The 24,712-nt window shown below is 69.2% G+C and carries 26 protein-coding genes and 1 pseudogene; 18 read left to right on the top strand and 9 right to left on the bottom strand.

Going from position 1 to position 24,712, the window contains the following annotated elements; all coding sequences use genetic code 11:
- Positions 1-2: 2 nt before the first annotated feature.
- Positions 3-722, bottom strand: coding sequence for a hypothetical protein (locus tag RND61_RS16940; RefSeq protein WP_315878805.1), 720 nt, complete (start codon positions 720-722; stop codon positions 3-5).
- A 546-nt stretch (positions 723-1,268) separates the two neighbouring features.
- Positions 1,269-2,348 carry a permease gene (locus RND61_RS16935; RefSeq protein ID WP_315878804.1) on the bottom strand — a complete coding sequence of 360 codons (1,080 nt, stop codon included), beginning with the start codon at positions 2,346-2,348 and terminating at the stop codon, positions 1,269-1,271.
- A gap of 91 nt (positions 2,349-2,439) precedes the next feature.
- Between RND61_RS16935 and RND61_RS16930 the strand changes: the two genes are divergently transcribed.
- From RND61_RS16930 to RND61_RS16915, 4 genes are all read left to right on the top strand, one after another.
- Positions 2,440-2,808, top strand: coding sequence for a metalloregulator ArsR/SmtB family transcription factor (locus RND61_RS16930; protein WP_315878803.1), 369 nt, complete (start codon positions 2,440-2,442; stop codon positions 2,806-2,808).
- A 287-nt stretch (positions 2,809-3,095) separates the two neighbouring features.
- Positions 3,096-3,398, top strand: a complete 303-nt coding sequence (locus RND61_RS16925) for a hypothetical protein (RefSeq protein ID WP_315878802.1) — start codon at positions 3,096-3,098, stop codon at positions 3,396-3,398.
- A gap of 193 nt (positions 3,399-3,591) precedes the next feature.
- On the top strand, positions 3,592-5,097 hold the full coding sequence (locus RND61_RS16920; protein WP_315878801.1) for a GNAT family N-acetyltransferase: 1,506 nt from the start codon (positions 3,592-3,594) through the stop codon (positions 5,095-5,097).
- Between the two features lie 428 nt (positions 5,098-5,525).
- Positions 5,526-6,290: a hypothetical protein gene (locus RND61_RS16915; protein ID WP_315878800.1), complete on the top strand. Its 765-nt coding sequence runs from the start codon at positions 5,526-5,528 to the stop codon at positions 6,288-6,290.
- 110 nt (positions 6,291-6,400) lie between these two features.
- On the opposite strand, the gene RND61_RS16910 is transcribed toward RND61_RS16915, so the two are convergent.
- A complete protein-coding gene (locus RND61_RS16910; protein WP_315878799.1) occupies positions 6,401-7,390 on the bottom strand; it encodes a LuxR C-terminal-related transcriptional regulator in 990 nt (329 codons plus the stop codon).
- 316 nt (positions 7,391-7,706) lie between these two features.
- Between RND61_RS16910 and RND61_RS16905 the strand changes: the two genes are divergently transcribed.
- The 9 genes from RND61_RS16905 to RND61_RS16865 all read left to right on the top strand — a co-directional run bounded on the left by RND61_RS16905 (position 7,707) and on the right by RND61_RS16865 (position 15,739).
- Positions 7,707-7,880 carry a hypothetical protein gene (locus RND61_RS16905; RefSeq protein WP_315878798.1) on the top strand — a complete coding sequence of 58 codons (174 nt, stop codon included), beginning with the start codon at positions 7,707-7,709 and terminating at the stop codon, positions 7,878-7,880.
- 17 nt (positions 7,881-7,897) lie between these two features.
- Positions 7,898-8,218, top strand: coding sequence for a hypothetical protein (locus tag RND61_RS16900; RefSeq protein ID WP_315878797.1), 321 nt, complete (start codon positions 7,898-7,900; stop codon positions 8,216-8,218).
- Positions 8,215-9,525: a 3-phosphoshikimate 1-carboxyvinyltransferase gene (aroA, locus tag RND61_RS16895; protein WP_315878796.1), complete on the top strand. Its 1,311-nt coding sequence runs from the start codon at positions 8,215-8,217 to the stop codon at positions 9,523-9,525. The genes RND61_RS16900 and aroA overlap by 4 nt, the downstream gene beginning before the upstream one ends.
- Complete coding sequence (gpmI, locus tag RND61_RS16890) at positions 9,522-11,039, top strand: 2,3-bisphosphoglycerate-independent phosphoglycerate mutase (protein WP_315878795.1); 1,518 nt, start codon at positions 9,522-9,524, stop codon at positions 11,037-11,039. The genes aroA and gpmI overlap by 4 nt, the downstream gene beginning before the upstream one ends.
- Positions 11,036-11,392 (top strand): hypothetical protein, encoded by a 357-nt coding sequence (locus tag RND61_RS16885; protein WP_315878794.1) that lies wholly within the window; start codon positions 11,036-11,038, stop codon positions 11,390-11,392. Before gpmI ends, RND61_RS16885 begins: the two co-directional genes overlap by 4 nt.
- Positions 11,389-12,123: a CTP synthase C-terminal region-related (seleno)protein gene (locus tag RND61_RS16880; protein WP_315878793.1), complete on the top strand. Its 735-nt coding sequence runs from the start codon at positions 11,389-11,391 to the stop codon at positions 12,121-12,123. Before RND61_RS16885 ends, RND61_RS16880 begins: the two co-directional genes overlap by 4 nt.
- Before the next feature lie 161 nt (positions 12,124-12,284).
- Entirely contained in the window at positions 12,285-13,193 is a 909-nt protein-coding gene (locus tag RND61_RS16875; protein ID WP_315878792.1) for a phosphate ABC transporter substrate-binding protein, read from the top strand.
- A gap of 147 nt (positions 13,194-13,340) precedes the next feature.
- Positions 13,341-15,068, top strand: coding sequence for a phosphate ABC transporter permease subunit PstC (gene pstC, locus RND61_RS16870; protein WP_315878791.1), 1,728 nt, complete (start codon positions 13,341-13,343; stop codon positions 15,066-15,068).
- Entirely contained in the window at positions 15,056-15,739 is a 684-nt protein-coding gene (locus tag RND61_RS16865) for an ATP-binding cassette domain-containing protein (protein ID WP_315878790.1), read from the top strand. The genes pstC and RND61_RS16865 overlap by 13 nt, the downstream gene beginning before the upstream one ends.
- Positions 15,740-15,890: 151 nt before the next feature.
- Here the strand turns inward: RND61_RS16865 and RND61_RS16860 are convergent, their stop codons facing one another.
- The 4 genes from RND61_RS16860 to RND61_RS16845 form a co-directional block, all read right to left on the bottom strand.
- On the bottom strand, positions 15,891-16,280 hold the full coding sequence (locus tag RND61_RS16860) for an ArsR/SmtB family transcription factor (protein WP_315878789.1): 390 nt from the start codon (positions 16,278-16,280) through the stop codon (positions 15,891-15,893).
- Positions 16,281-16,398: 118 nt separating this feature from the next.
- Entirely contained in the window at positions 16,399-16,713 is a 315-nt protein-coding gene (locus RND61_RS16855; RefSeq protein WP_315878788.1) for a thioredoxin family protein, read from the bottom strand.
- 28 nt (positions 16,714-16,741) lie between these two features.
- Positions 16,742-17,701, bottom strand: a complete 960-nt coding sequence (gene trxB / locus RND61_RS16850; RefSeq protein ID WP_315878787.1) for a thioredoxin-disulfide reductase — start codon at positions 17,699-17,701, stop codon at positions 16,742-16,744.
- Entirely contained in the window at positions 17,698-18,111 is a 414-nt protein-coding gene (locus tag RND61_RS16845) for an arsenate reductase ArsC (RefSeq protein WP_315878786.1), read from the bottom strand. The genes trxB and RND61_RS16845 overlap by 4 nt, the downstream gene beginning before the upstream one ends.
- An 89-nt stretch (positions 18,112-18,200) precedes the next feature.
- Here RND61_RS16845 and RND61_RS16840 point away from each other — a divergent pair, with 89 nt between their 5' ends.
- The 5 genes and pseudogenes from RND61_RS16840 to RND61_RS16820 all read left to right on the top strand — a co-directional run bounded on the left by RND61_RS16840 (position 18,201) and on the right by RND61_RS16820 (position 23,987).
- Positions 18,201-18,509 carry an ArsR/SmtB family transcription factor gene (locus tag RND61_RS16840; protein ID WP_315878785.1) on the top strand — a complete coding sequence of 103 codons (309 nt, stop codon included), beginning with the start codon at positions 18,201-18,203 and terminating at the stop codon, positions 18,507-18,509.
- A complete protein-coding gene (gene arsB, locus RND61_RS16835; protein ID WP_315878784.1) occupies positions 18,506-19,588 on the top strand; it encodes an ACR3 family arsenite efflux transporter in 1,083 nt (360 codons plus the stop codon). The genes RND61_RS16840 and arsB overlap by 4 nt, the downstream gene beginning before the upstream one ends.
- Complete coding sequence (locus tag RND61_RS16830; RefSeq protein ID WP_315878783.1) at positions 19,585-20,640, top strand: ArsO family NAD(P)H-dependent flavin-containing monooxygenase; 1,056 nt, start codon at positions 19,585-19,587, stop codon at positions 20,638-20,640. The genes arsB and RND61_RS16830 overlap by 4 nt, the downstream gene beginning before the upstream one ends.
- A 47-nt stretch (positions 20,641-20,687) precedes the next feature.
- A pseudogene (locus RND61_RS16825) lies at positions 20,688-21,217 on the top strand (amino acid permease); the annotation flags it as partial.
- A gap of 310 nt (positions 21,218-21,527) precedes the next feature.
- Positions 21,528-23,987 carry a molybdopterin-containing oxidoreductase family protein gene (locus RND61_RS16820; protein WP_391653597.1) on the top strand — a complete coding sequence of 820 codons (2,460 nt, stop codon included), beginning with the start codon at positions 21,528-21,530 and terminating at the stop codon, positions 23,985-23,987.
- A gap of 9 nt (positions 23,988-23,996) precedes the next feature.
- Here RND61_RS16820 and RND61_RS16815 read toward each other — a convergent pair whose 3' ends face one another.
- Together RND61_RS16815 and RND61_RS16810 are read right to left on the bottom strand one after the other, a co-directional pair.
- Positions 23,997-24,353: an ArsR/SmtB family transcription factor gene (locus RND61_RS16815; protein WP_315878781.1), complete on the bottom strand. Its 357-nt coding sequence runs from the start codon at positions 24,351-24,353 to the stop codon at positions 23,997-23,999.
- A gap of 24 nt (positions 24,354-24,377) precedes the next feature.
- Complete coding sequence (locus RND61_RS16810; RefSeq protein ID WP_315878780.1) at positions 24,378-24,608, bottom strand: hypothetical protein; 231 nt, start codon at positions 24,606-24,608, stop codon at positions 24,378-24,380.
- Positions 24,609-24,712 lie beyond the last annotated feature (104 nt).

The following is a 24,712-nucleotide window of genomic DNA, read 5'->3' as shown; positions in this document are numbered from 1 at the left end:
CCTCACTTGCCGGGGAAGACCTCCAGGATGCGCGCGACGCGGTGCCAGCCGGCCACGAGGATCGCCGCAAGGGCCGCACATCCCAGGACCATCCAGGGCCGGAGATCCTCAGGAACCTGGAGCGCGGGCATTGCTGCCGAAGCCGCTACAGCGGCTCCCATAGCGGCAAGGATGGCCAGGACGACACGCAATGACTCGCCAAGCGTCGTGCGTGTGGTGGATACGGGCGTCGCGTCGAACAGAGCTTCCTCGCTCAGCAGGGCCCCGACGCGTCCCGCCGCGTAGCGCTCGCTGATCGCCAGCAACATGGCGGCAAGCTCCGGCAATGCCTTTTCGGGCTCTACGTCCAGGCGGGCGAGCTGCGTCCGAAGGGCACCGGCCACGAGCGCGCCGTGGTGCCTTGCTTGAAGCCGGCGCGGGGAGCGGCGCCGCATCGTTCCTATGGTGCGGTGTGCCTGCAGAATTCGCTGCTCGACTTCACGGCACACGTAGTCGAGCTCCTTCAATGGCTGCGAGCGGCGTTCGGCCGGCTTCTCGGCGGCCGTGGCGCACAACACGACGGCGCGCGCGTAGATCAGATTGAGGTGGTAGCGATAGTGAGCACCACGTGCCAACTTCCGGGTGAACACCCAGAAGAACGGCGGGAGGACGCAAGCGGCGGCAGCCGCGGTGGCCATGAGGAAGTCGAGCCCGACGAGGCTCTGGTCGTTCTCCTTGAGCATCTTCCACAGTCAGAGGAAGTGTTGCGCCGCACGTTCGAGGCGCTCCCAGCCGTTTGCCTCCGCTGCTCTGTGAACGCCGTGCGCCAGCGCCCGGGACAGCCTGGTGAGAGCCATCAAGGCCAGAAGCCCGGCCGCGAACCACTCGAATGGCCATGTCTCCAGGGTCAAGCGGGCGAACCGCAACGCGCTCCGGGTATGGGGAAGTCCATCGTGCTGTAAGGACAGTGTGGCGACTGCGCGGTCCAGGGGTTCCACCTGCCGCGAGACAGCTTGATCGTTCACCCTCTGGCGCCACTGCCGGAAGCGCCCCCAGGCCGTCTTCGCCCTCGACGCGGCCCCGCCCATGTCCGACTGTGCCTCGCTCACACCCGTCCCCCGAATCCCCTCGGCGTGATGGATCGATGATCCTCCGGGCTGCCGCGCACGGCAGGTGATTCCTGAAAGTGCTGAGACGCGACTGCGGCCCGTCCCCGATGTCGGGGACGGGCCGTTGCCGTCAGTGAGCCGGAGAGGCTCAGCGTGTGGGCGCCGGTGCGCCTTTGTGCGTCAGAGCCACATCGGGGCGAGGTAGCCGGCGAGGACGGCGCCGCCGAAGAGGAAACCGACGACCAGGCCGACGATCTTCTTACGGGCGATGACGAACATTCCGCTGATCGCGCCGATGCTGGTGCCCGCGCCGGTGATGAGGAAGGCGAGCGCGGCGCCAGGGCCCATGCCGCCCTGCATGAGGGTGGCCACCAAGGGCAGCGAGCCGTCGGAGTTCAGGTAGACCGGGATGCCGATGAGGGCGGCCAGCGGGACGGCCAGGATCGAACCCTCGCCGAGGTAGTTGGTGAGGACGCTGGTCGGGATGGTCTCGATCAGCAGGTAGCCGAGGGCCGCGAAGCCGAAGAAGAAGAGGGCCAGGCGACGGGTGTTCTTCCACAAGGTGACGCCGAACTCGTCCAGCTTGTACTTGCTGACCAAGGTCACCTCCGGCTCGGGAGCGGCCGGCTTCACCTCGATGCGCTCCAGCAGGGCCGTGCGGGCCAGGCCGCCGCCACCCGCCGGCACGGTGGCGCTGCCGCCACCCAGGCCGCCCTCGTCCGAAGATCCGCAGCAGCCGTCGCTCTCGGCCTTGGGCGCAGCCTTGTCCTCGGTGCCGCAGCAGGACGCCTCCTCGGGCGAGACCACACGGGCCTGCCCCTTGAGCCAGCCGGTCTTCTCGATGAGATGGGTGATGCCGCCGGCGGCCAGGCCGAGGACGATCGAGGCAACGAAGAAGGTCGTCGCGAAACTGAAGCCGAAGAGGCCGGTTGAGTAGACGTACTCCTCCGGGCTCGTCAGCGGCGAGGACACCATGAAGGCCACCACGGGTGCCCACGGAACGCTGGAGGCGAGTGCTCCCAGGACCACCGCAGTCGTACCGCAAGAACAGAAGGGCGTGAGCACCGCGAGGGTGACCGCGCCGAAGACCGCGATCCAGGTCTTCCTGCGCAGCCAGGAGGAGAGCCGATCCGCCCCCACGTAAACGCTGATCGCCGAGGCGACGACCACGCTGATCAGAAGGAACGGCCAGTTGTGGGTGAAGGTGCTCCAGACGTCCTGGGCCACTCGGCCCAGCACGTCGACCACGGGCTCGATCATGTCGATCTCCAACTCATTGACGGCTGTCGATGAGTTAGAGCTTGCCGTGACTCATAGACGACTGTCAATGGGTTCTGGGAACAATTCATAGATGGCGATCGTTACGTCGAGCATGAGCACCCCTGTCATCCAGCTCTGCTGCCCTCCCGTCCTGACGGGCCCGCTGTCCCAGCAGGACGCCGAGCAGCTGGCTGCCGCCTTGCGGGTCATCGCCGACCCCGCTCGCCTTCGCCTGCTCGGACTCATCAAGAGCCAGCCGAACGGTGAAGCGTGCACCTGTGATCTTGTGGAGCCGCTCGGGCTGTCCCAGCCGACCGTCTCCCATCACATGAAGGTGCTCTTCGAAGCCGGCTTCCTGGAGCGCGAGAAGCGCGGACGCCAGACCTGGTACCGCCTCGCGCCTGACAGCCTCAGCATCCTGCGTGACGCCCTGGACCCCAACGCCCCCCAGCTCGCCTAGCTCCCGCTGGACCTGCTCCTCGGCTCCTTCTCTCCGGCGACGCCTTCTCTCCTCGGCCGCCCCTCGACGCGCCTGTCCTGCGCGACGGGAGGGCGGCCATTTCTTGCCGTCCCAGGCAGGTGGGTGCCGCGCGCAGTTGCTGCCACCCGGAATCACTTCCACCGCCTCCAGGTACCGAGCAAACTCTTATCCATCAGGGCGGCACACGCCGCCGGGAAAGCCGGAAAGAACTTCCCAGCGGCTGCCCGAATTCCTTGTTGAATCGTTGTTCCGACTTGGAGAGAGTCATGTCTGTTTCGCGCCGAATCGCTTCCGTCGCTGCCGCCTTCGCCTTCGGAATGTCCGCCCTCACCGCCATCGCCGTGGCGCCCGGCCAGGACGGAATCAACGGCGCGGGCTGGGACAACGTGCAGGCGGGCAGCGCGGACGGCGCTGGCTGGGACAGCGGCCCGACTGCCGAGGTCGACGGCGCGGGTTGGGACAACGTGCTTGCCGGTGCGGGCTGGGACGCCGCCCCGGTCGCCGAGACCAACGGCGCCGGCTGGGACACGGCTCCGACCGGTGCGGTCAACGGTGCGGGCTGGGACTGAGCCCCCACCACCGGCACGACCCGGCTGAATTCCTCCCCATCCCCGATAAGCGGTCCGGCGGAGAAGCCGTGATTCTCGCCGCCGCATAATCGCTTCCGGTGCGGCTCCCCGACGGAAGTGCCCCTCCTATTTGCTTAACGGGCCGTTGCGGGCCCGGCCCCACCGACCCGAAATTCTTTCCCGAGGAGCGGAAATGGTAACCCAGGCCACGATGTGCTGCGGCCCCCGGCCGGATGACGTTCAGATCGATGTGAAGCACGAGCCGGTCGACGTGCCCGTCGAGCCGGGCGGATGCTGCGGCACCGTCACCGAGGAACCGCCGATCGTCGAGATCAGCAGCAGTGGCTGCTGCGGTGACGGTGACACGAAGCAGGAGACGGTGGAGATCGTGAAGGCCACCGGCTGCTGCGGCACCACGGGCACCGACGTGACCGTCCGGACCGGACTCGCCCTCTCCGACGCCGCCGAAGGTGTGAACGCCGACCGCGGAACCTGGCCCTTCCTGCACCCGGCGTGGCTCCGGGGCACCGAGACGGCTCTGCCCGACGCCAAGCCGTGGCACGCGGTCGCCCGCAGCGGCGAGGACAACGTGCTGCTGCCTGGCTTCGTGTTCGACGCGCCGTCGATCGTCGACACCGACCCGCGCACATACCTGGGCTGGGAATCGGCCACCGGTGAGAGCGCCTGCTGCTCTGTCACCACCTCCTGCTGCAGCGCCACGACCGACGTCGAGGCCATCGGCGAGGACAAGTTCTTCCCCTCCCTGCTCCTCGGCTCGCCGATCGGTTACCGCAGCGAGGCGGTCGGGTCCACGAACAACGCGCTGCTCCTCGCCGATCTGGTCGACCAGGTCGTCCCCGCTGCCCGCGCCGCCGGCATCCGCAGCATCGTCGCCCCCTGGGTCGCCGACCTGCCGGCGAACGAGGCGCTGCTCGTGGCCCTCCAGGCGCACGGCGCGACCGTCTCCTTCTGGGGCGAGGACAACGTCCTCACGCTGGAGCACGACAGCTACGAGGCACACTTCGCCGCGATGAAGGCCCGCAAGCGCCGCAAGCTGCAGGACGATCACGCCAAGGCGCTGGCCAGTGGGGCCCAGCTGGTCCGAAAGGACGGCGCCGACCTGCTGCCGATCGCCAACCGCATCGCCGAGCTGGTCGGGCTCAACCGCCAGAAGTACGACGGCAGCGAGGGCACCGAGCAGATCGAGGCCCTGCTGACGTCGATGATCGAGAGCGGCGCGGACGTGCGCGCGTACTTGGCGTACTACGAGGGCGAGATCGTCGGCTCCACGGTTGGTTTCCGTCAGGGGAAGCGACTGTTCATCAAGTGGGCCGGCTTCGACTACGACGCGATCGGCGAGCGCAGCGGGCTCTACTTCGAGCTGCTCTTCGACCGCCCGCTCAAGGACGCGTACGACGAGAAGCTGGAGGCGCTGGAGCTGGGTCCGGGTGCCGACCAGGCCAAGCGGCTGCGCGGCTGCAAGCCCCGTGCCGTCCACACCGCTCTGCTGATCACGGATGCCAAGGTGGCCCCCAAGGCCGCCGAGCTCCAGAGCGCCTTCGGTGAGGCGCGGCGCGAGGCACTCGGCGCCGAGACCGCCGAGAACTCGGTGACGGGCAAGCTCCTTTCCGTCTTCCGCGGCGGCTCCAAGCTCGAACCGATCAAGCCGATCCAGCCGGAAGGCGGTTGCTGCGGCTGATCAGCCGGCACAGGCACGGACATGGACACGACCCGTGGGGCCGGTACGACACGAACACGGTGCCGTACCGGCCCCACGGGCGCTTCTGATGTGCGAGTGCCGATCACCGATCTATGCAGGAGGCCGCCGATGGTCATACTGGCTTCATGAGCGAAGACCCGGCAGGGACTCCTGACACCGCAGGGCGCTTGCGGCGGAAGCGGACGCGAAGGCCGGAGGCCGGTCAGGTGGCGCAGATGATCGGGTCTCGGGCCACCGTGCTGAGGATTCACCCTCCGGCCCAGACCCTGGTCGCAGAGGTGATGCGGAACAACCGCCGCAATCCGGCCATGTCCGGGCCACTTGCGGCCATCACGCGACCCACGATCGGAGAACTGCTGGAGCGGCTTCCGGGGCGGGGAGTTCCGTCTCCCACTACCGCGGTTCTCATGCCGGCACTGAACTGGGCGCGGGCAACTGGCATTGAGCAGGGTCTCGCTCCCATGCTGCGTCGGGTCTGGGACCGCCTGGAACTCGACTTCCTCCCCTCCAACTGGCCAGGAGTGGGGGATGTCGACGGCATCGAGGACATGCTCCACGTCATGAGGGCCGGGATGCCCCTGGTGTGGGTCCCGCCGGCCGATGTCGTTCAGGAACTGCTCGACGCCGAGGAGGGTGAGATCCGGGATGTCCTCTTCGACCACCGGGCGACTGTCCTGCAGTCGTGCCGTGAGTGCCTTGACGAGGTGGAACGGGAAGATCTGGCCTACTGCGCAGAGCTTCTGCAGGAGTGTGTGGACGTCGCGGAGAGCGGCTCCTGGAGCGCCGCCCAATCCCTGGCCGCTTCCGTCTGGGACACCCTGATCCGGGGAATCGCTCGTCACTCCGCCGGGCTGCGCAAGCACACGAGGAGATACGGCCCGGTCTTCAACTACAGGACCTTCCGTGACAACCTGCCCCAGTACAGCGGTGACACGTTGATGGGTAAGGTTCGCGCCGTGTGCGTTCTCGCACCCATCCCAGCGGCTCTCGCCGACTTCCACGGCGGACAGATCCCGGAGACGTACTCGCGACACGCGACGGCGCACGCTGCCTCTCCACGGCAGTACACCCCGGCGAACTCGATCATCGCGCTGATGCTGGCGGTCAGCCTGATCCGTGAGATGGAAGCCTCCCGCTGGCGCTGCACCATCGACACTGGTGATCAGGCATAGCCACGGAAGGCCGGCGCCGTGAGGTGCTGTTGGCCGGACCGGCAAAGGTGCCCCGGAGGGCGTCAGCGAGTCGCTGACGCCCTCCGGGAACCACCATTCATGTCCGGTGATCAGCTGAGCCAGCCGCGCTGGGCGGCGCGTGCCCCCGCCTCGAAGCGGCTGCGTGCCTCCAGCCGGCTCATCAAGTCTGACATGGTGCGCCGAACCGTGCGCAGGCCGATGCCCAGTTTCCGGGCGACGATCTCGTCGGTGTTTCCCTGGAACAGCAGTCGCAGGATCTCAGCTTCCTGCGGTGTCAGGCCGGCGTCGTTCGGCTCTTGGTCCCGGTCCGTCCCGAACGGGCTGGCCGCCTCCCAGATCTGTTCGAACAGCGCGGCGAGAGCGGTGATGATCCCCGGCCCGCGCAACAGAGCGGCCCCCTTCTTGGTGTTGTCCGGGTCAACGGGCAGCAGCACCACCTCACGGTCGAACATCACCATGCGGATGGGGAGCGTGGGAGAGGTACGAACCTCTCCGCCGCGCTCCGCGAGCCACTGCGCGTAGTTGAGCGTGGCCTGGTCGTTGCGGACACTGTCCAAGTACAGAGTCAGGAGGCGTACGCCGCGATCCATCAGGTCCTGGTCGAGGGGCTTGCTCGCCTCCAGACTCGCTGCCGACTGCGCGCCACCCGGCATGAACGACAGGCACTCGCTTTCACACCGGTGTGCCAGCTCCTCCAGCCGGCCCTGGATGGCGTCGATGCCGACCAGGTACTCCACGTCGTGGCGCTCGCGATGCGCCCCGTCCGCGTACTCCTCGACCATGCGCATGACGGCCGCCTGGCCTTCGGCCAGTCGCTGCTGTTCCCGCAGGAGCGCGCTTTCGCGCTCCCGTACGAGGAGCCGCAGGCCGACTTCGGGACTCACGGCCCTTACGCGTCCCTGCTCCTGCAAGGAGGTGCGTAGCAGTCGCAGTTGAGCTAGATGGTCCAGTGACTCCCTGACTTCCCCCTCCGAACACGTCAGTTTTGCGGCGATCTCCGCGACGCCCAGGTCATGCTGGCGCAGCATCAGGCGGTAGACCGACTCAGTCCTCTCGTCGATCCCCAGCACCTCAAGCACGAGTTCCCCCCTGTCTCACAGTGCGAGATTTTTGGTTCCCGTATCAGTGGTGCTCGATATTCCCAGCTCAGAGCCGTGATCGGCAAGGTCTTCTCAGGTGCTGGGCAGGTGGCAGCTTGCTGCCTGCGTGCGCGTCGCAGGCAGGCAGGTGCCACGCAAAGGAGCTGCCACCCCATTGATCTTCCGCACCCATGACGAGGCCGGGAAACTGGTGAAGCCAAGGCGGAACACCCCGGAGAGCGAGGCCGACGCGAAAGCCCACTCGCTTCGGGGACCGTCTTTCGAAAATCTCACCCATCCAATCCAGGGGACAGCCATGCCTGTTGCACTTCGCCGTGCCACCATGCTCGTCGGAACCGTGACCGCGCCCGGCTTCACCTCCCGCACCGACTACTCCGCGAGCGACCCCAGAGCGGCGATGCCGCTGGTCGCAACCCTCAGCGGAACCGGCAGACGTAGCCGTGAACCCGAGCGGGGCGACGGGGACTGAACCGGTCGACGCGCCCCATGCACATGATCGAGGCGATATTCGCCGCACCCGACAAAACAGCGACCGGCCGCATCGAAGAGGCTCTTGTGGCCGACATCCTCTGGATATCCGCCCGACCTGACGACTGCCTCGAACACATCTATTCGGAATCGGGCCACGGGCGCTTACAGATCACCTTCTTCATCCGTTCCAAACCCCTCGCCGCCGCGCACGACACGGTGGCCGCCATCTGCCGGCGTGCGCTCCTCGCAGCTCCCGCCCTGCGCGGCTGGCAACTCCTCGACGCCGCCGACCCGGACGGCCGTCCGTACCCATCCTCCAGGAGGACACCCCCATGACCGCTTTTCAGGACCCCCGGCTGTCCGCCGAGCGGCTCACCGTCGAGACGCTCGCGGGCGTCGACAGCGACGTGGCCGTCCTCGGCTCCAAGAGCTACACGAACCGCGCGATCGCCATCGCCTCGCTCGCCGACGAGCCCACCGAGATCCGCGGTGCCCTCATCTCCGACGACACCGTCTACTTCGCCAACGCCGTCGCCCAGTTCGGTCACGTCACCACCGAGATCGACCACGACACGCGCACCATCCACGTCACACCGACCGGCAAGCCCATGAAGGCCCCGGAGGCGGAGGTCTACGTCGGCGCCGCCGGCACCCCGCTGCGCTTCCTGATCTCGCTGGCGGCCCTCGCCGAGGGCACCACCACCATCAACGGCACCGCCCGCATGCAGGAGCGTCCCATGGGCGACCTGCTCGCCGCCCTCGGCCCCCTCGGCGTCGACGCCGTCGCGGTACGCGGCAACGGCTCCCCGCCGATCCAGGTCACCGGTGGCACCTTCCGCGGCGGCCGTACGGAGATCAGTGGCGCGGTCAGCAGCCAGTTCACCTCCAGTCTCCTGATCAGCTCGGTCAAGGCCGAGCAGGACACCGAGATCAACCTCGTAGACGACCTGGTCTCCAAGCCGTACGTCGAGATGACCCTCGCCTCCCTGGCCGCCGCCGGCATCCGCGTCGAGCGCGACGGCTACGCCCGCTTCACCGTCCCCGCCGGCCAGTTCTTCAAGGGCGGTCAGGTCACCGTCGAGCCCGACGCCTCCGGAATGTCGTACTTCCTCGCCGCCGCCGCCATCCTCGGCGGACGGGTCACCATCCCCGGCATCGGCACGGGCTCCCACCAGGGCGACGTCGGCCTCGTCGACGTCCTGGCCCGCATGGGCGCGCACGCCGAGGTCACCGAGGACTCCATCACCCTCAAGGGCGGCGACCTGCACGGCATCGACGTCGACATGGAGGCCATGCCCGACGTCGTCCCGACGCTCGCGGTCGTCGCCGCGTACGCCGAGGGCCCGACCCGCATCACCAACATCGCCAGCCTGCGCGTCAAGGAGTGCGACCGCATCGCCGCCGTCACCACCGAGCTGCGCAAGATGGGAATCCAGGTCGACGAGTACGACGACGCCATGACCATCCACGGCGGCACGCCGCACGGCGCCGTCATCGACACCTACGACGACCACCGCATCGCAATGTGCTTCGCGATCGCCGGCCTGCGCACTGAGGGCGTCGTCATCAACGACCCGGGCTGCGTCGCCAAGTCCTTCCCGACCTTCTGGCAGGCCGTCGACTCGCTGCGGGAGATCTCGTGACCCTCCCGTCCGCGCCGGGAGTGCTGCTCGTCCTGGACGGCTGGGGCCACGCCCCGACCTCCCCGGACAACGCCATCACCCGTGCCGACACCCCGACCCTCGACGCGCTCGCCGCCAAGTTCCCCACGGCGTACGTCGACGCCTCGGGTGCGGCCGTGGGGCTGTTGCCCGGTACGGTCGGCAACTCCGAGATCGGCCACATGGTCATCGGAGCCGGCCGCCCCCTGGAGTACGACAGCCTCCTCGTCCAGCGCGCCATCGACAACGGCGCTCTACGCGGACACCCGCTGCTCGCAGAGACCCTGCGGCGCGTTACGGACGACGGCAAGGCCCTGCACCTGATCGGGCTCGCTTCCGACGGCCAGATCCACGCCCACGTCGAGCACCTGCGCGAACTGCTCGCGATCGCCGCCGCCCACCGCGTATCCCGCGTGTGGATCCACGCGATCACCGACGGCCGGGACGTCGCCGATGGCACCGCGGCCGACTACCTCCGGCGCGTCGAAGCCATCACCGCCGAAGCCGGTACGGGCCGCATCGCCACCGTCTCGGGGCGGGGCTACGCCCTCGACAAGAGCGGGGACCTGGAGCTGACCCGTCTGGTGACCGAGGCCATCGCGGACGCCACCGGCCCGCGCGCCGCGAGCGCCGAGGCGGCGGTCGTGGACGCACCGCGTGGGGACGTGTGGATCGAGCCGACCGTCGTCACGGGTGGCGCGGCCATCGCCGATGGGGACGCGGTGCTGTTCACCAACTTCCGCAGCGACCGCATCCAGCAACTCGCCGACGGCCTTCTCGACCACCTGGCCGCCGGCCCCCGCGCCGTCACGGCCCTGAGTCTCGCCGTCTACGACACCCGTGCCCCGATCCCGCCCCTCGTCCCGCGCGCAGACGCCTCCGGTGGACTGGCCGACGAACTGGAACGACACGGTCTGACCTCCGTACGCATCGCCGAGAAGGAGAAGTTCGAGCACGTCACCTACTACATCAACGGCCGCGATGACCGCCCCCGTACGACCGAGGAGCACATCCGCGTCACCGGCGACGTGCCGCCGGACTACGTCGCCCGGCCCGAGATGAACCTCGACAAGGTCACCGACGCCGTCGTGGACGCCGTCGCCCGCCCCGACGTCGACCTGGTCGTCGCCAACCTCGCCAACATCGACGTCGTCGGCCACACCGGTCATGCCGAAGCCACCGTTCGGGCCACGGAGTTCACCGACGCGGCCGTCGATCGCATCCGGGTGGCCGCGCAGGCCGCCGGCCGCTGGGTGCTGCTCGTGGGCGACCACGGAAACGCCGAGGTCATGGCCAAGCCGGGTCCGGACGGCATCCCGCGCCCGTACGGCGGCCACACCACCAACCCCGTGCCCGCGATCGTCGTCCCGGCCCCCGGCGCCGTCCTCCCCGAGGAACTGCCGACCGGAGGGACCCTCGCCGACATCGCCCCCACCGTCCTGTCCCTGCTGGGCCGCCCGGCCGGTCCCGCCATGACCGGGAGGTCCCTCGTATGAGCACGTCCCCGCTGCTGTCCGCGCCGCTGTCCCAGCTGCCCGCCCTCAACGGTGAACGCTTCGCCGACGCCCTCGCCCCTGAGGCGGCCGTCCGCCAGGTCGAGCTCGGCAACGGCCTGTGGGCCATCGAACGCAGCGGCGGCACCACCCAGCTCCTGTACATCCACAACCCCACCGACCAGCCGCAGTCCTTCCGCCCCGCCGCCGTGTTCGGCGACGACGCCACCCCGCTGTTCCTCTCCGGGGCCATCAGCACGGCGGGCGAGGAGGGCGCGGGTCTGACCGTCCAGCTCGCCCCGCAGGGCGACGTCTGGCTCGCCTGTACCGACCCCACCAACAAGGAGACCGTATGACCGGCATCGCGCAGGCCCGACCCCGGGTCGCCCTGGTCGGCAACCGCAACGACCACACCCCTGCGCACCCCCGGCTGGAGGCCATCGCACCCCACCTTCCGGTGCAGGTGGAGTGGGTCGCGAGCCAGAACGTCACCAGCCCCGCCGACCTCGCCGGCTACGACGGGATCTGGGTCATCCCGGGCTCTCCGTACGCTTCCAAGGACGGTGTTCTCACGGCGATCAAACTGGCCCGCGAGACCGGCATCCCCTACCTCGGCACCTGCGGTGGCTTCCAGCACGCGCTGATCGAGTACATGCGCAATGTCCTCGGCATCACGGGAGCGGACGACGTTCAGTACGACCCGGACACGCCGACCCCGGTGATCATCCCGCTGGTGTGCTGCCTCAAGGGCCAGCAGGCGTCGCTCCACCTGGGTGACGGATCCCGGCTGTCCGGTGTCTACGCCGGTGCCGAGCAGGCCACCGAGACCTTCCACTGCCAGTACGGTCTGAACCCGGACTTCGCCGAGACCATCGAGCGCAGCGACCTGGTCGTCAGCGGCTGGGACAGCGAAGGGGCGCCGCGCGCCATCGAACTGGCCGACCATCCCTTCTTCATCGGAACGCTCTTCCAGCCCGAGTTGTCCTCGGAGCCCGGGGCGGTCCACCCCCTCATCGAGGCGTACACCGACGCGGTCCTGCAACATGCCGGCGTCCCCCGAGCCGCGGCCCTGTCCGCCCTCGTCTGAACTGCCTCACCGACAACGCCGCGAGCACGGCGGTCGTGGAGCGCGAGGGGCCTTTGAGCCCCATGGCCGCGCAAGCCGCCGTGCTCGCCGCTCGGGTGCCGAGTGCAGTCACCAGCACTGGAACCGCCCAGCATCAGCCACCTCCAGAGAAGGCCACCGCCATGTCTTTCATCCCCACCTCGAACACCCACGCCACCGACCGGCCCAGGCGCCGCCGCGCGTATCTCGCCTCCACCGCCCTGGTGCTCACCGCGGTGCTCACCGGCTGCGCCGGCGCCGAGGCCGCCACGGGCGCGCTGCAGGCCAGCGGTTCCACCACCGTGGCCCCGGTGGCCGCGGACGCCGCCGAGGCCCTGAAGGCCAAGGGGCTGGACATCACCGTCGCCACCCAGGGCGGCTCGGCCGGCGGTATCTCCCAGCTCGGATCCGGCCAGATCGAGATCGCGCTGAGCTCGAAGCCCCTGTCGGACGACGACCGCAAAGCCCACCCCGACACCGAATTCGTCCCCACGCAGATCGGTGCCGACGCGGTCGGCGTGATCATCACCAGGAAGGTCGCCGACGCCGGCGTCGACAACCTCACCAAGGACCAGGTGAAGGGCCTGTTCGAAGGGAAGATCAAAAACTGGAAGGAAGTCGGCGGACCGGACCTCGCGGTCTTCGTCTACGACAAGGAGCCCGGCCGAGGCACCCGTGAGGTGCTCGACAAGTTCCTCTACGGCAAGGGGGGCAAGGCCCCGGCGCCACCGCAGTCGGGCAACTACGCCGTCGTCGGCGGCAACCTCGAGACCCGCAACAAGCTGAAGTCGACCCCCGGCTCCATCGCCCCGCTGTCCACCGGCTTCATCGAGGGCCACGACGACCTGGTGGCCGTGACCATCGACGGCATCGCCCCGACGCCTCAGAACGTCGCCGCCGGCACGTACCCGATGACCCGGCCCCTCTTCATGATCACCGACGGGAAGCCGACCGGTACCGCCAAGGAGTACATCGACTACATCCTCTCGTCCAAGGGGCAGGCCCTGCTCACCGAGCACGGTTACCTGACCCGCAAGCAGATGGGTATGTGACCCGTGAGCATCACTCTGGACCGCCCACCAGAGGCGCCGAAGTCCGAGGGGGACAGTCGCCGCGCCGGTACGGACGCGCCTTTCGCGACGGAGACCACGTCCCGCCCCCTGCGGGCGAGATGGGTCCGCGGCTGGACGGCCACCGGCATGTCCGCGATCGGTCTGGTCCTGCTGGTCCTGGCCGGGTATCTGGCGACCGGCGTCGCGAGCGGTGAGGTGGACTGGCTTTCCCTGTTCACCTCCGCGCAGTGGAGCCCGACCCACGCCGCCTTCGGCTCCCTGGCCATGATCTTCGGCTCGGCGGTCGTGTGCGTGCTCGCCCTGGCGCTGGCCGTGCCGGTCGGCTGGGCGGCGGCCGTCACCCTGTCGGAGTACCTGCCGCCGCGACTGGCCCGGCCGCTGCGCCTGCTGGTCGAACTCCTCGCCGCAGTCCCCTCCATCGTCTACGGCCTGATCGGCGTCATGGTCGTCCGCCCGTTCGTGGCCACCCTGGGCGGCGTACCGGGCGGTGACAGCCTCCTCGCCGCAGGCATCGTCCTCGCCGTGATGATCATGCCGACGATCGTGGCGGTGAGTGTGGACGCCCTGACGGCCGTTCCCCACCGGTACCGGGAGGCCGCCTATGCCCTGGGCCTCACCCGCCGGGAGGTCGTCCGCTCCGCCGTCCTTCCGCAGGCCCGGTCGGGCATGCGGGCCGGCGTCCTGCTCGGCCTGGCCCGGGCCCTCGGCGAGGCGATCGCCGTCTTCCTCGTCGTAGGGCGGGCCGACGGCCGGCTCCCCGGCTCGTTCAGTGAGTTCCTCGACTCCTTGTTCCACCCCGGTCAGACCCTCACCACCAAGCTGGCCGGACCCGAGCCGACGCTGACCGGGACCTCCGGTGCCCACTGGGCCGCCCTCTGCGGCCTGGGCGTCATCCTGCTCACGCTGGTCGCCGCGGCCACCGTCTGGGGCATACGCGGCACCGCGCGGCGAGCCAGCGGCGCGACCCGCGGCCTGAAGGGCCACCAGCCCGCGGCCGCTCGACTGCGCATGCCCCGCGACCGGATGGCCACCGTGCTCCATATGAGCGCCCTGGCCCTGCCGGGCGTGCTCCTGGTCGGCATGCTCGCAGTCCTCGTGGGCCGGGGAAGCACCGCCCTGGACCCGTCCTTCTGGTTCACCTCCGCGACGGGCGCGGCCGGCGGCGGCGTGAGCGACCAGATCCTCGGCACTCTGCTGATCATGGTCACCACGGCACTGATCGCCCTGCCGCTGGGCTACGGGGCGGGCATCCTGATCGGTGTGCACGCCTCACCACGAGTGGCGCGTCTCCTGGAGACCCTCACCATGGTCGTCGGCGGTACGCCGACCATTCTGCTGGGCCTGGCGGGATATGTGATCTTCTGCAGCACGATGGGCTGGGGACGGTCCTGGCTGGCCGGTGCGATCGTGCTGGTGCCGGTGGTCGTGCCGGTGATCGCCATGACTACGGCGGGGCGGATCCGGAGCATGCCACCGGAACTCACTGAAGCAGCCATGGCCTTGGGCCTGTCCCGGACGCAGTACATCCGATCGGTGGTCCTGCCCTACACCTGGCCCGCCACCCTCACCGGCCTGCTGCTCGGCCTGGCCCGCGCGGCGGGCGAGACGGCACCCCTGATCTTCACCGCCACGGTGTTCTTCGGGGCACCGGCCCTGCCGTCCGGCGTCGTCGACTCGCCGGTGCAGGCCCTTCCCACGCACATCTTCGCCCTGTCCCAGGACTCGGGTGATCCGGCGGCGGTGGCCCAGTCATGGGGCAGCGCACTGGTCCTGGTCCTGATCACCGCAGCCCTTCTCATCCTGGCCGTGGTGCTGCGCAACCGCTTCGAAGGAGCACGCCGATGGACAACGTGATAGCCGTACGCGACCTGCGGATCCTCGCCGGCGACAGGACGCTGGTGGGCCCGGTCACCTTCGAGATCGAACACGGCTCGACCACCGGCCTGTGCGGTCCCTCCGGCGCCGGTAAGTCCACGGTGCTGCGGGCCCTGGTCGACCTGCTGCCCCACGGGCTGAGGCGGGACGGTCACCTGGAGATCCTCGGGCGGGAGGTCCGGTACGGCAAGGGCGACTTCGCGCTGCGCAGCACGGTTGTCCTGGTGCCGCAGACCCCCGTCGTCTTCGGCGGCAGCATCCTGGACAACGCGCTCTTCGGCCTCCGTCACCTGGTACGGGCATCGAAGCAGGAGATGCGGGATCGGGTGGAACAGGCCCTGAAGGAAGCCGGGTTGTGGAACGAGGTCAAGAACCGCCTCGTCTCCCCGGCGCTGGACCTGTCCGCGGGACAGCGACAGCGGCTGTGCCTGGCACGGTCGCTGGCCCTGGAACCGGCCGCGCTGCTCCTCGACGAACCGACGAGTGCCCTGGACGAACGGAGCCGGGACACGGTCGAGGAGTCGGTGGCGGCGCTGCGAGGCCGCCGCACGGTCCTGCTGGTCTCGCACGACCCGGCCCAGGTGGCGCGGCTCTGCGACACCACGGTACGGATCGAGCACCCGGAGACGGTTGCCCTCGCCGCCGGCTGAGTGCCGCGGAGGCGGTGACGTTCCTCCGGCCTGTCGCAACCAGGCCGGCTGCCGGATCCCCGCCCAGCGTGTCCTGAGTCCGTACCTGGAAGACCGGTCCCCGGTCCGCCGTGTCGCAACCACGGTGGACCGGGGACCGGCGCTTTCTGCGTTACGCAGCTGCTTGTACCCGTGCGTGGAGCAAGGAGGTGAGCAGTTCGGCGCGATCGCTCCGCACCGAGTACCACACCCAGGCGCCGCGCTTGCTTCGCGTGACGATCCCGGCGTCGGTGAGGACCTTGAGGTGATAACTGATCGTGGGCTGCCGCTGGGCGAGCGGAGCGGTCAGATCGCATACGCACGCCTCGCCGTCGGGAGCGGCCAGGAGCATGCTCAACATCTGAAGCCGGGTCGGATCAGCGATGGCCTTGAGTGCGCGCGCCATCTGCTCGGCCTCGTCACGGGGCATGGGGTCCACGCCGAGCGGTGGCCCGCAGGTGGGGTCCTCCCCCTCGATCAGCGGAAGCTCCAGCCGGGGCCCGGGGACAGGTGCAGAAGACATGCATCCCACCCTAAGAACTCACGGCAGGTGGAAGGGCCGGGTCTGGCGCAAACCTCCCACCTGTCGCGAACGTTCGCATCGTGTTCAGCTGGTGTTCAACTCGACGGCGGCCGAGCGGCTACGCGCCGAGGAAGGGCTCGAGTTCGAGCTCGATCGTGGCCTTCGGTTTGGCACCCGCGGTGGTCTTGGTGACCTCTCCTTTCCCGTAGACGTTCAACGCCGGGACGGACATGACGCCGTACTCGGCGGCCGTATCCGGGTTCTCGTCGATGTTCAGCTTCACAACCGTGATGCGGCCGCCGTGCTCGGCGGCGATGGCCTCCAACGATGGCGCGATCTGGCGGACTTCTGGGCCGCACCAGGCGGCCCAGAAGTCCGCCAGTACGGGCCCGTCGCTCTTGAGGACGACGCCCTCGAAGAAGTCGCCGGTCACGCTCTTCGGGGCCGCGGTGGTCTCCTCCTCAGCGGGTCACGCCGTCGGCGAGCGCGGCGAGGTAGCGCTCGGCGTCCAGAGCGGCCGCGCAGCCGGAACCGGCGGCGGTGATGGCCTGGCGGTAGGTGTGGTCGACGACATCGCCCGCGCCGAACACGCCGGGGACGTTCGTCCGCGTGGAGGGCGAGGCGACCTTCAGGTAGCCGTCGTCGTCCAGCCCGAGCTGGCCCTTGACGAGTTCGCTGCGCGGGTCGTGGCCGATGGCGACGAAGAGGCCGGTCGCGGCCAGTTCGGAGGTCTCGCCGGTCACGGTGTCGCACAGGGCGAGGCCGGCGAGCTTGCCGTCCTTGGCGTGGAGTTCGGCGACCTCGCTGTTCCAGGCGAAGGAGACCTTCGGGTCGGCGAAGGCGCGTTCCTGCATGGCCTTGGAGGCGCGCAGGGTGTCACGGCGGTGGACGATGGTGACGGACTTGGCGAAGCGGGAGAGGAAGGTCGCTTCCTCCATGGCGGTGTCGCCGCCGCCGACCACGACGATGTCGTGCCCGCGGAAGAAGAACCCGTCGCACGTCGCGCAGTACGACACACCGCGCCCGGACAGCTCGTCCTCGTGGAGCAGGCCCAGCTTGCGGTGCTGCGAGCCGGTCGCGATGATCACGGCCTTGGCGCGGTGGACGGTGCCGGCGGTGTCGGTGACGGTCTTGATGCCTTGGCTCAGATCGACGGCCACGACGTCGTCGGGGACGAGCTCGGCGCCGAATCGCTCAGCCTGGGCGCGCATGTTGTCCATGAGCTCGGGGCCCATGATGCCGTCGCGGAAGCCGGGGAAGTTCTCGACCTCTGTCGTCTGGATCAGCGCGCCACCGGCGGTCACCGAGCCCTCGAAGACGAGCGGCTTCAGCGAGGCGCGGGCCGTGTAGAGCGCCGCGGTGTACCCGGCGGGGCCGGAACCGACGACTATGACATTGCGGATCTCCGACTCGACGGTCACTTCGCAGCCTCCGGGGCGATCTCTTCGATGAGTCCTTCGACGAGCTTCTTGATCTCGTCGCGGATGGGGCGTACGGCTTCGACGCCCTGGCCGGCCGGGTCGTCCAGCTTCCAGTCCAGGTAGCGCTTGCCGGGGAAGACCGGGCATGCGTCGCCGCAGCCCATGGTGATGCAGACGTCGGATGCCTTGACCGCGTCGACGGTGAGGACCTTCGGGATCCCGGCCGACATGTCGATGCCCACTTCGCGCATCGCCTCGACGGCCGCCGGGTTGACCCGGTCGGCGGGGGCGGAGCCGGCCGAGCGGACCTCGACACGGTCTCCGGCCAGGTGGCTCAGCCACGCGGCGGCCATCTGGGAGCGGCCGGCGTTGTGAACACAGACAAACAGCACGGAGGGCTTGTCGGACATCGAGGTCTCTCTTGGTCAGGCTGGGGCCGGACCCGATTCACATCAGGATCCGGTGGTGTCAGTCACCGCTGATGTGAGAGTATCAGTCCATGATGACGTCAGTCGACACTGAACTGATCCGGGTTCTGGCCGACCCTCTCAGGCTCCGGATCGTGACCCTGCTCGCCCGCGAGACCCTCTGCACCACCCACCTCGTGGAGGAGACCGGCGCCCGCCAGACGAACCTCTCCAACCACCTGAGAGTGCTGCGTGAGGCCGGGGTCGTGGAGACCGAGCCGTGCGGCCGCTTCACGTACTACAAGCTGCGCCCCGACGTCATCGCACAACTCGCTGACCGGTTCGCCGAGCTGGCCGCCACCGCTCGTACCGCCGCTGACAACAAGAGGGCCTGTCCGTGACCCGTACTGAAGCACCCGCGACCACCGAGGAAGCATCCGTCGTTGCCAAGCTCTCCACGCTCGACCGTTTTCTCGCCGTATGGATCCTCATCGCGATGGCCTTCGGCCTCGGTCTCGGCCGTGTGATCCCCGGCCTGAACGACGCCCTCGCGAAGGTCGAGATCGGCGGCATCTCGCTGCCGATCGCCGTCGGTCTGCTGATCATGATGTACCCGGTCCTGGCGAAGGTCCGCTACGACAGGCTCGACGCCGTCACCGGCGACCGGAAGCTCATGGTCTCGTCACTCGTGATCAACTGGGTTCTGGGTCCGGCCGTGATGTTCGCGCTGGCGTGGATCTTCCTGCCGGACCTGCCCGAGTACCGTACCGGCCTGATCATCGTGGGTCTCGCCCGCTGCATCGCCATGGTGATCATCTGGAACGACCTGGCCTGCGGCGACCGCGAAGCCGCCGCCGTGCTGGTGGCGCTGAACTCCGTCTTCCAGGTCCTCGCCTTCGGCCTGCTCGGCTGGTTCTACCTCGACCTGCTCCCGGGCTGGCTCGGCCTCGGCAACGGTGAGCACCTCGACATCTCCATGTGGAAGATTGCGCTCAACGTCGTCATCTTCCTCGGCGTGCCGCTCCTCGCGGGCTTCTTGACCCGGCGGGTCGGCGAGAAGAAGCTCGGCCGCGAGGCGTACGAGTCCGGCTTCCTGCCGAAGATCGGGCCGTGGGCGCTGTACGGCCTGCTCTTCACGATCGTCATCCTCTTCGCCCTCCAGGGGAAGACGATCACTTCCCAGCCGCTGGATGTGGCCCGGATCGCGCTCCCGCTGCTGGTGTACTTCGCGGTGATGTGGTTCGGCACCTTCGCTCTCGGCAAGGCGATCGGTCTCGCCTACGACCGCACCGCGACCCTCGCCTTCACCGCCGCCGGCAACAACTTCGAGCTGGCCATCGCGGTCGCCATCGCCACCTTCGGCGTGACCTCCGGCCAGGCCCTTTCGGGAGTCGTCGGCCCGCTGATCGAGGTCCCGGTCCTGGTGGCGTTGGTGTACGTGTCGCTGGCCTGGCGCAAGAAGTTCGCGGTGGCCCAGTGACACCGCATGTGGATGTGGTGGTGATCGGCGGCGGCCAGGCAGGGCTCGCCGCCGGTTACCACCTGCGCCGCCTCGCTCTGGACTTCGTCGTCCTGGACGCCCAGGCCGTGGCCGGCGGCGCATGGCGCCATGCCTGGGACTCCCTGCGTCTGTTCTCACCGGCGGCGTACTCCTCGCTGCCCGGCCGCCTCATGCCGCCGCAGCCCGGGGCGACATACCCGGACGCGCAGCACGTCGTCGACTACCTGGCCGACTACGAAACGCGGTACGAGTTGCCGATCGAGCGCCCCGTCCGTGTCGAGGGCGTTCACCGCGACGGTGCCCTCCTGCGCGTCGAGACCGATTCCGGCACGTGGCATGCCCGCGCCGTGATCAGCGCGACCGGTACCTGGGGGCGGCCCTTCCTGCCCGCGATACCCGGCCGCGCCCAGTTCCGCGGTGCCCAGCTCCACACCGTGGAGTACCGCAGGCCGCAGGACTTCACCGACTCGCGCGTGATCGTGGTCGGTGGCGGCAACTCCGGAGCCCAGATCGCCGCAGACCTCGCGCACGACACCGATCTCATCTGGGTCACTCCGCGCGAACCGCGGTTCCTGCCCGACGACATCGACGGCCGCGCCCTCTTCGAAGCCGCCACCGCGCGCCGTCGGGCGCTCGACGAAGGCCGCGTCGACACCGGCGGCGTCTCCTCGCTCGGCGACATCGTCGCCGTACCGCCCGTACGGGAAGCGCGCGATGCCGGACGTCTCAAGGCGTCACCGATGTTCGACCGCCTCACACCGACGGGCGTCGTGTGGGCTGACGGCGTGACCGCTGAAGCCGACACCATCATCTGGTGCACCGGCTTCCGACCCGCCCTCTCCCACCTCGCGCCCCTCGGCCTGAGGGGGCCGCGCGGCCACATCCCCACCGCCGGCACCCGCGTCCTCGCCGAGCCCCGCCTCCACCTCCTCGGCTACGGCGACTGGACCGGTCCGGCCTCCGCCACCCTCATCGGGGTGGGCCGCCCCGCCCGGGAGGCGGCCCGCGAGATCGCCGCCCAGACCCGGTAACGGTTCAGGCCAGCGGGCGCCCGACGGCGTCCAGCAAGGAGTTGGCGATGCCCAAGCCGGCTATGGCCGCTGCCGGCGCTCCGCGATCGCAGCGGCGGCTCGGGGTGTCCGACACCTGGTGATCGGCCTCGGATCGTTGATCGGCGCGGGGGTGTTCGCCGCCTTCGGGCCCGCTGCCGACGCGGGCTCGGGGCTGCTCCTCGGTCTGGTGCTGGCGACGGTGGTGGCCCATCGCGACGCGACCTCGTCGGCCCGGCTGGCTGCCCGCCATCCGGCTCCGGGCGGCACCTACGTCTGCGGACGCGAGCGGCTGGGTGATTCCTGGGGCTACCTCGCCGGAGGTGGGCGTCCGTGGTCGGCAAGACCGCCTCCTGCGCGTCAATGGGGGCCTACGCCTGACCCGAGCAGGCGCATGCGGTTGAACTACACAGGGGTGCAGAAGCCGGCCTGACTGACACGGGCGATCGTCGCCGTAGTCCTGGCCGTGCTGGCCTCAGCCGTCACCACCACCCTCTCCTCCGGAGACGTGGAGGTGGCACGACTGGACATCGCAGCCGAAGTCACACCGACCGGGATGCCCCCTCGTCGTCGACGCCGGTGCCTGGTCGCTGGACGCGCCCCCGCATCGCCGCACTGAAACCGCCGTGACTGCGCCGAGCAGCTCCTGAATGAGCTGCGGCCTGTTTCCCCGCCCAGGCAGGACGGTGCCAGGCGCGGATCATGCCACCGGTCTCCTCTTCCTGATGCTCTGCCACTCCGGCCAGACTCTTGAGCAGTCGCCGTGCGCAGAAGCCGGCAGAGGTGCGGGGAGTAACCAGGTGAGCAGTGACGATCGAGGTGTGTCCCGACGTGGCTTCGTGCACTCCGCGGTCATCGGGGGAGTCGGTATGAGCCTGCCCGTCGTCAGCGCGACGAGCGCGAGCCAGGCCGCCGCGGCGAGCCACACCTCGTCGACGTCCCGGCCCGACTTCACCGAGCAGTCCGCCGCACTGAGCCCGGACCGGACCGTGACCACCGCCTGCCAGTTCTGCAACTCCAACTGCCGCCTGCGCGTGGACCTCAAGGCCGACCGCGTCATCGGCGTACGAGGCGAGGCCAACGACCCGGTTCAGGCCGGCGGCCTGTGCGTCAAGGCCGAGATGATGCCCGAGCTGGTCTACAACGACCAGCGACTGACCACGCCGCTACGCCGCGTCGCGGGCAAGAAGGGGTCCCCGGACTCCCGCTTCGAGCCCGTCAGCTGGGACGAGGCCCTGGAGACGATCGCCCGCAAGCTCCTCGAACTGCGCGACGCCGGCCAAGCCCATACGATCGCCAACCGCACCACGGGCCGCATGCTGCGCGGCACCGGGTCGCTCGTCGCCCGCCTCTTCGCCATGCTCGGCAGCCCCAACAACACCGATGTCGGCCCGGTCTGCAACGACGCCGGCGCCAACGCCCTCACCGCGACGTTCGGACTCGGCAACTTCACCAACGGCTACGGCACTGACGCCGCCACGGGCAAGGAGGACCTGGGCTCGGCCCGCTACCTGCTCCTCCTGGGCACGAACCAGGCCGAGACCCATCCGGTGACGTACGAGCACCTGCTGCGCGAGCGCGCGAAAACCGGCGCGAAGCTCACCGTCGTCGACCCCCGGCTCACCCCGACCGGCGCTCAGGCCGACCGCTGGGTGGCCCCCAAGCCGCACACCGACTACGCCCTCGTGCTCGGCATGCTGCACCACATCATCACCACCGGCCGCCACGACCAGGAGTTCGTCGACCGCTGGGTCCTCGGCTTCGACGAGCTGCGTGACCACCTGATCAGCCACCGGTACACCGCCGCCTGGGCGGCCAAGGTCACCGGCGTACCCGAGAAGACCATCACGGCGATCGCCGAGGAGTACGCGGCCGCGAAGCCCGCCGCGATCTACTGCAACGCCGGCATCTCCCACCAGCTCGGTGCCTTCGACACCTACCGCGCGCTGACCTTCCTCGCCGCCGTCACCGGCAACATCGGCGTGCCCGGCGGCGGCTGCAACTTCATGCACAACACCTGGCCCGGCGACCTCCACCTGCCGCCTCTGCGTGCCCGGACCTCGGACCGCACCCAGGCGCTGCCCGTCGGCCCGGACTACTTCGCCGAGTCCATCCTCACCGGCCGCCCCTACCGGCTGCGCGCCATCATCGCCCAGGGCAATCCGCTGGTCTCCTCCGCCAACACCCTCCGCGTGCGCGAAGCCTTCGAGCAGCTCGAATTCTTCGTCTACACCGGCCTCTTCATGGAGGAGCCCGCCTACTACGCCGACATCATCCTTCCCGTGTGCAGCGGTCTGGAAATGGAAGGCGTCTACATGCGGCGCGACGACCGTGCCATTCGCTGGCAGGACCAGGTCGTGCCGCGGGTCGGTGAATCCCGCCCCGACCCGGAGATCTGGATCGGTCTCGCCCACGCGCTCGCCCGCCTCGACACCAAGCGCCCCGACTCCGAGTGGCGCGAGGCGTTCCCGGAGAAGTGGACGGACTACCGAAACCTGTGGGCGGAGTTCGTCAAGCACACCCCGGGCATGGCGGGCATGACCGAGCAGCGGATGCGCCACCGTGCCGAGCCGCTGCAATGGCCCTGTCCCAGCACTGATCACCCCGGCGTGAGCACGCTCTACCTGGACCACCCCTCCTGGTACGAGGCCGTCGAAGCGCTCGACGCCAAGCATGGGGGAAAGCGCTTTCTGACCCCATCCGGCAAGGTGGAGATCTTCACTCCCGAGTTGGAAGCCAAGCTCGCCCCGACCGGTCACGGTGCGCTACCCGTCTTCTACACGCATCCGGAGGTCACGGGAAGCCACCCGACCCTGCGCTACAAGTCCGACTTCGTCGTCAACCCGATCAACCCGCAGGCGCTCACCCATGCCGTGAGCATCGGCCCCCGCCAGGGCCGCTCACCGCACGGCGCCTACCCCCTGATGGGCATGACCGGCCGCCCTAGCGTGGTCCACTTCGCCGAGGTCACGCACTGGACCAGGACCGGCAAGCAGCTCAACGGCATCCGCCTGATCCAGATCCATCCCCGCACCGCCCGCGCGAACGGCATCGCCGACGGCGACCCGGTCCGCGTGGAGAGCCCGCGCGGCTCCGTAACCGGCACGGCTCTGCTGTGGGAGGGCATTCGCGAGGACACCATCTTCGTCCCGAACACCTTCGGCCCCGCACAGCGTGTCGGCGACCTCTACGGCGCCCCGCGCTACGAGCCGGCCAATGTCCTTCCGGATGACGGTCACTACGACAACCTCTCCGGGCAGCAGGCGTTCAAATGCTTCGCCTGCCGCGTCGTGAAGGACACGCAGAGCAGCAAGGGCTCCCGGCGGTGACCGTCGGCGTCACTCCTTGCTGGTGAGCATGCGGCCCATCGCCGCAATGACGGATGGCTCGACCCGGTAGAAGACCCACGTGCCGCGGCGTTCGGAGGTCAGCAGACCCGCCTCCTTGAGCTTCTTCAGGTGGTGGGAGACGGTCGGCTGCGACACGCCGACGTCCGAGATGTCGCAGACGCATGCTTCTCCGCCCTCGTGGGAGGCGACGGCGGAGAACAACCGCAGCCGGACCGGGTCGCCCAGCGCCTTGAACATCGCGGCGGTACGGACTGCCTCCTCCGCCGTCAGCGGACGCTCGTTCAGCGGCGGGCAGCAAGGCTCGACGTCCGGTTCGAGGAGCGGCAGCACGTTCGCGTTCGACATGCGTCCAGATTGACACATGTCGAATCAGTGGAGGGAAGCGAAACGGCGGGCGAGGTGCTGGGCATCCCGTCCCACGCCACGTATCGAAGCGGAGGACAGACTGTGCTGCCACTCCACTCCCACGAATCCCAGCCCTGGCCGGCCGATGGCCATGCCGTCGCGATGGCGCGGACGCCCGGTCGCGTCCAGGGCCCCGAGGGATTCCAGATAGCAGAGGTCGGGGCGGTAGCCGGTGGCCAGGATGATCGCGTCCATACGCTCCCGTGTTCCGTCTGCCCAGCTCACGCGGTCTCCCTCGACGCTGGTGAAGAGCGGTCGGCGGTTGGGGTCTTGGGCTGCGAGCGCTGCGCGGTAGCGGC

The organism is Streptomyces tamarix (genome assembly GCF_032423885.1).
In the GTDB taxonomy this organism is placed as follows: Bacteria; Actinomycetota; Actinomycetes; order Streptomycetales; family Streptomycetaceae; genus Streptomyces; species Streptomyces tamarix.
Note: the sequence above shows the minus strand (reverse complement) of the source record. Positions and strands in the feature narration are given on the sequence as shown.